The organism is Coriobacteriia bacterium, from assembly GCA_013334745.1.
In the GTDB taxonomy this organism is placed as follows: Bacteria; Actinomycetota; Coriobacteriia; order Anaerosomatales; family JAAXUF01; genus JAAXWY01.
This window is the reverse complement of record JAAXWY010000077.1, coordinates 1-5591: the sequence shown is the minus strand read 5'-3', so window position 1 is coordinate 5591 and position 5591 is coordinate 1. Positions and strand designations below refer to the sequence as shown.

Annotated in this window: 6 protein-coding genes; 5 read left to right on the top strand and 1 reads right to left on the bottom strand. The window is 63.4% G+C overall.

Annotated features, from left to right (window positions below; translation table 11 throughout):
* Positions 1-65: 65 nt before the first annotated feature.
* The 5 genes from HGB10_11830 (at position 66) to HGB10_11810 (ending at position 5360) form a co-directional block, all read left to right on the top strand.
* Positions 66-1046: a branched-chain amino acid ABC transporter permease gene (locus HGB10_11830; protein ID NTU72492.1), complete on the top strand. Its 981-nt coding sequence runs from the start codon at positions 66-68 to the stop codon at positions 1044-1046.
* An 18-nt stretch (positions 1047-1064) separates the two neighbouring features.
* The gene (locus HGB10_11825; GenBank protein NTU72491.1) at positions 1065-2276 is read left to right on the top strand and encodes an ABC transporter ATP-binding protein; all 1212 of its coding nucleotides are present in this window, start codon (positions 1065-1067) and stop codon (positions 2274-2276) included.
* Positions 2277-2298: 22 nt separating this feature from the next.
* Positions 2299-3177, top strand: a complete 879-nt coding sequence (locus HGB10_11820) for an ABC transporter ATP-binding protein (GenBank protein NTU72490.1) — start codon at positions 2299-2301, stop codon at positions 3175-3177.
* Positions 3170-3889 carry an ABC transporter ATP-binding protein gene (locus HGB10_11815; GenBank protein NTU72489.1) on the top strand — a complete coding sequence of 240 codons (720 nt, stop codon included), beginning with the start codon at positions 3170-3172 and terminating at the stop codon, positions 3887-3889. Before HGB10_11820 ends, HGB10_11815 begins: the two co-directional genes overlap by 8 nt.
* A 265-nt stretch (positions 3890-4154) precedes the next feature.
* Positions 4155-5360, top strand: coding sequence for a branched-chain amino acid ABC transporter substrate-binding protein (locus HGB10_11810; GenBank protein ID NTU72488.1), 1206 nt, complete (start codon positions 4155-4157; stop codon positions 5358-5360).
* Between the two features lie 67 nt (positions 5361-5427).
* Here HGB10_11810 and HGB10_11805 read toward each other — a convergent pair.
* Positions 5428-5591: hypothetical protein (locus HGB10_11805; protein ID NTU72487.1), on the bottom strand; the 164-nt coding region annotated here is incomplete at its 5' end.

The following is a 5591-nucleotide window of genomic DNA, read 5'->3' as shown; positions in this document are numbered from 1 at the left end:
GATTCCATGTCCGGTGACGGCACGGGCGACTCGTTCCCGGAGAGACAGGAACGTCTGTGGTTACTCTGACAACGATCGTCGAGCAGCTGATCAACGGCATCACGCTTGGCGGTATGTACGCACTGATCGCACTCGGCTACACACTTGTTTACGGCATCCTCCTCATGATCAACTTCGCTCACTCGGAGTTGTTCATGGTCGGCGCGTATGTCGGACTCGGCACGCTGCTGGTTCTGACCGACGACGGGGTCATCAGTGGCATCGTCGCCAAAGCGCCGATCTTCTCGTTCCTTGTGCCCGCCCAAGCGTTCTTCACCGGTGGCACCGTGGGGATGATCTGTCTGTTCCTGATCATCTTCTTAGTGTCCATGACGGTCGTCGGGCTCATGGGCGTCATCATCGAACGCTTTGCATACCGACCGCTGCGTCACGCGCCGCGCCTCGCGCCGCTGATCTCAGCCGTCGGTGTCTCGATCTTCCTCCAGAACGCCGTTCTGCTCTGGATCGACTCGAAGCAGATACCGTTCCCCAATCCGATGGGTATCTCGGTAGCGTTCACCTTCCTGGGCGTGCAGGTCTCGACGCTTAAGGTGTTCATCGTCGCGACGGCCATCATCCTGATGGTCTGCCTCGACCTCTACGTCGGCCGCAGCCGCATGGGTAAGGCGATGCGCGCGACGTCTCAAGACCGGGAAGCTGCCGGTCTTATGGGTATCGACATCAACCTGGCGATCATGCTGGCCTTCTTCATCGGGCCCGCGCTTGGTGCGGTCGCCGGAGTCTTCTACGGCATGTATTACGGCTCCATCGTCTTCAACATGGGATTCATCCCGGGCATGAAGGCGTTCACTGCCGCAGTCATCGGCGGCATCGGAAACCTCCGAGGCGCCATGCTCGGCGGTTTTGTACTGGGTATCGTTGAGTCCCTGGCGGCCGGGTTCCTGTCGTCGGGCTACAAGGACGTCATCGCGTTCCTGGTACTGATCCTCGTCCTGATCTTCCGTCCGGGCGGTCTGCTCGGCGAATCCGTAGTGGAGAAGGTGTAAGCCATGGGCGGCGGAAAGATGGACGTCTCAACCAAGGTATCAAGCGGCAAGATGTCGCCGATGAAGATCGCGCTCTATGCGCTTCTGGCGATCACGCTCGTGGTCTCACCGCTCCTCTTCGAGGGCTTCGGTATGCTCTTCATGACGCGCATCATGGCCCTCGTCGGTCTCTACGTCATGCTCGCCCTCGGCCTCAACATCGTCGTCGGCTACGCGGGCCTGCTCGACTTGGGCTACATCGCGTTTTACGCGATCGGTGCGTACTCGGGCGTCATCATCGGTTCTGTCGCGATGAAGTCCATGCCCCCGGCGCTGCAGCCATGGACGTTCTTCCTGATGATCCCCGTCGCTGGCGCGTTCGCGGCGCTCGCGGGCATCACTCTGGGAACGCCGGTGCTGCGCTTGCGCGGTGACTATCTCGCGATCGTTACGCTCGGCTTCGGTGAGATCGTGCGCATCATCCTGCTCAACGATGCGTTTGGCCTTACCAACGGCGCTGCCGGTCTGCCGCGCGCGGGTGAGTTCATCCCGAACCCCGCGGGCCTCGACTGGCTCCTCAACAACGCGTACTTCACGATCCCGGGCATCGGGCCCAACGGCTTCAACTTCATGTTCTCCAACAACCTGTACTGGTACTACGTGATCGTGCTGCTGTGCTGCCTGACCATCTTTGTGGTCAACCGTCTCAACAACTCACGCTTGGGCCGCTCGTGGGTCGCTATGCGTGAGGACGAGGTCGCCGCAGCATCGATGGGTATCAGCATCATCGGCGCGAAGCTCTGGGCGTTCTCGCTGGGCGCGGTCTGGGGCGGTATCGCCGGCCTGACCTTCGCGAACTTCCAGCAGTTCGTCAGCCCCGAGTCGTTCACGTTCATGGAGTCGGTCTTCGTGGTCTGCACCGTCGTCATCGGCGGTATGGGTTCGATTCCCGGTGCCATCGTCGGTGCGATCCTGATCCAGGGCACACCTGAGTTCATCCGCGGCTTCGCCGCCTCGGGCATCATCCCGGGTCTGTCGGGCGAGCAGGTCACCGCTATTTCGAACTACCGCAACCTGGTCTTCGGCCTGGTCATGGTCATCATGATGATCTGGCGCCCGCAGGGCATCATCCCGTCGAAGCGCCGTGCAGCGGAGCTTACCGCTGACGCGGACATCGCCGAAGAGGAGAACCAGACGCTCTACGACATGCAGCACGACGTCGGCCGTCACGGCGACAGTGCTGACCAGTAACGGGGCCGGGAAAGGTACGAAGATGGCACACTTGGTTGACGCTCAGAACGTCACGATGCAGTTTGGGGGCCTCAAGGCCGTCAGCGACGTGACGATGCACATCGACACCGGCGAGATCGTCGCGCTCATCGGCCCCAATGGCGCCGGCAAGACGACCTTCTTCAACATGCTCACCGGTATCTACATCCCCACCGAGGGCACGCTGACCTTCGATGGCACCCCTGTGGGCGGCAAGAAGACACACATCATCACCCGTATGGGCATCTCGAGAACCTTCCAGAACATCCGTCTGTTCCAGAACATGACGGCTTTGGAAAACGTGATGGTGGGGCGCCACATCCGCTCTCAGGCCGGACCGATCGGCGCGGTGTTCCGCACTCCGAAGTTCAAGGTCGAAGAGAAGAAGACACTCGATGTAGCGTACGAGTGGCTCAAGTTCGTCGGGCTTGGCGAGAAGGCCAACGAGCTCGCGAAGAACCTGCCCTACGGTGAGCAGCGCAAGCTCGAGATCGCGCGGGCTCTGGCAACCGAGCCTAAGCTACTGCTTCTCGACGAGCCGGCCGCCGGCATGAACCCGCAGGAGAGCCAAGCGCTCAACTCGCTTGTACGCAAGGTTCGCGACCTCAACATCACCATTCTGCTCATCGAGCACGACATGAAGGTCGTCATGGACCTCGCGGATCGCATCTACGTGCTCGACTTCGGCGAGAAGATCGCCGAGGGCCTGCCCGCCGAGATCCAGCGTGACCCTAAGGTCATCGAGGCGTATCTCGGCAAGGGAGCGGAAGCGATGATGGCCGAGGCCCACGACGCCGCGGATGCGGCTGACGCCAAGGCGGTTGCCGACGGCAAAGCTGCGGCCGAAGCCGAGGCTGGCAAGGAGGACTCGACCAATGGCTAACACGGTACTCAAGGTCACTGACCTCTACGCGGCGTACGGCAAGATCGAGGCGCTCAAGGGCATCTCAATCGAGGTCAACGCCGGCGAGATCGTCACCCTCATCGGCGCCAACGGCGCCGGCAAGTCCACGACGCTGAAGACCATCTCGGGTCAGCTCGCGCCCAAGGGCGGCACCATCGAGTTTCAGGGTGAGTCGATCGGTGGCACCAAGCCCCACATCATCACGGGCAAAGGCATCATCCAGGTGCCGGAAGGTCGTCGCATCTTCTCGCGCATGACCGTCATGGAGAATCTGGAGATGGGCGCGTTCCTGCGCAAGGACAAGGACGGCATCAAGACCGACCTCGATCACGTCTTCGAGTTGTTCCCGCGCCTCAAGGAGCGCATCGCCCAGAAGGGTGGCACGCTGTCGGGTGGCGAGCAGCAGATGCTCGCGATGGGCCGCGCGCTCATGAGCAAGCCGACGCTGCTCATGCTCGACGAGCCGTCGATGGGTCTGGCGCCGGTCGTCGTCGAGACCATCTTCGAGATCATCCAGAAGCTCAACCAGCAGGGCATCACGATCCTGCTCGTCGAGCAGAACGCCAACCTTGCGCTCGCCGTTGCCGACCGCGGCTACGTGCTCGAGACCGGCGAGATCGCGCTGACCGGTACGGGCCGCGAGCTCGCGTCCAACGAGGCAGTCCGCAAGGCGTACCTCGGCGAGGGGTAGACCCCGCCGCGCATTCGCGTGACAAAGTGATTCCGAGAAGGGCACCCACTGGGTGCCCTTCTTTCGTGGGCATCGATTCGAAACCGGCCCTGCAGGGGCTCCTTGCGAATCGCAGGAAAGTCGCACTCTATGCAATCGAGAAGCCACTTCATGCACGCGCATGGCTGTCGTACGCTTCGCCCGCTCACACGCGCGGACAACGACGTCCGCTGCCGGTCGTCCTTGGAGGGTCTCGGGGGTGGCCGGTCCTACGACAGGAGGAGACATGCGGGTACGCAAGACAGTAGCGGGTGGCGCTCTGGTAGCGCTGGCACTCGCCACCGTGGTGCTCGGCGGGTGCGGTGGCGGGGCCACCGGCGGTGCCGAGGCCGAGAAGGTCGTCAAGATCGGTATCGGGGCTCCGCTGACCGCCGGATCGGTCGCTCAGGGACAAGGCATCCAGCGTGGTGTCGAGCTCGCCGTTAAGCAGGCCAACGAGCGCGCTGACGTGAAGGCCGCCGGCATCAAGCTCGCCACCATCACCGGTGACGACCAGGGCGACCCGAAGACGGGCGTCACCGTCGCCAACACCTTCGCGTCTGACCGCTCGGTCGTGGCGGTCGTCGGTCACCTCAACTCGGGCGTGACCATCCCTGCATCCAAGGTCTACAACCAGGCCAAGATCGCGATGGTCTCCCCGGCGGCGACCAATCCGGCCGTCACGCTGCAGGGCCTGAACAACATCTTCCGTGTCTGTACCATCGACTCGGTCCAGGGTCCCACCGGCGCCGACGCTGCCTTCAAGGAGTTCGGCGCCAAGCGTGCCGTCGTCATCGACGACAGCACCCCGTATGGCTCGGGTCTGGCCGGCGAGTTCGCCAAGCAGTTCGCGGCCAACGGCGGCGAGGTCGTGCTGACCGAGAAGACCTCGGATCAGGACAAGGACTTCAACGCGCTCGTCACCAAGATCAAGGGCGTCAATGCCGACCTCGTGTACTACGGCGGCACCTACAACGCCGGCGCGCTTCTTTCCAAGCAGCTGTTCGAGGCCGGCGTGAAGGCCCCGCTGATGGGCGGCGACGGTCTGTTCGACGCGCAGTACATCAAGCTTGCCGGTGTCGACGCCGCGCAGGGCGACATGGTCACCTCGGTCGGTCTGCCGATGGAGAACCTGCCCAAGGGCCAGGAGTTCAAGGCCGCCTACGAGGCCGCGTTCCCCGGCGTCGAGGTCGGTGCCTACGATGCGTACTCGTATGACGCAGCCAACGTGCTCATCGAGGCCATCGTCGCAGCCGTGACCGAGAAGGGCGCTGCCGCCATCACCATGCCTGATGGTCGCGACGCCATCATCGCCAACGTGGCGAAGACGTCGACTGATGGCGTGACCGGCAAGATCTCGTTTGACGCGAACGGTGACACCACCAACAAGGCGATCACCGTGTACAAGATCGAGGGCGAGAAGTTCGTTCCGTTCGTGGTGCCCACCAACTAACGGCCACACGCACACGATCGTTCTCCCGCGGGGCGCCCTTGTGGCGCCCCGCTCCCGTGTGCGGGTTCTACGCTTCCGCGAGTGCCGCTCGCGCCCGCGCGGTCGCATCCTCCGCGCGTGCAGCGGCGGCCGTGTCGCGTGCAAGCAGTGCGCCTTCACGCACGCGCCACGTGCCGCCCGCCATCACCGCGCGCGTGGTGGTGCGCCCGCTGTGGGCCACCACGGCTGCGG

Coding starts and splice junctions, on each gene's coding strand:
- HGB10_11815 (NTU72489.1), top strand. CDS start 3,170: ATGGCTAACACGGTACTCAAGGTCACTGACCTCTACGCGGCGTACGGC.
- HGB10_11825 (NTU72491.1), top strand. CDS start 1,065: ATGGACGTCTCAACCAAGGTATCAAGCGGCAAGATGTCGCCGATGAAG.
- HGB10_11810 (NTU72488.1), top strand. CDS start 4,155: ATGCGGGTACGCAAGACAGTAGCGGGTGGCGCTCTGGTAGCGCTGGCA.
- HGB10_11820 (NTU72490.1), top strand. CDS start 2,299: ATGGCACACTTGGTTGACGCTCAGAACGTCACGATGCAGTTTGGGGGC.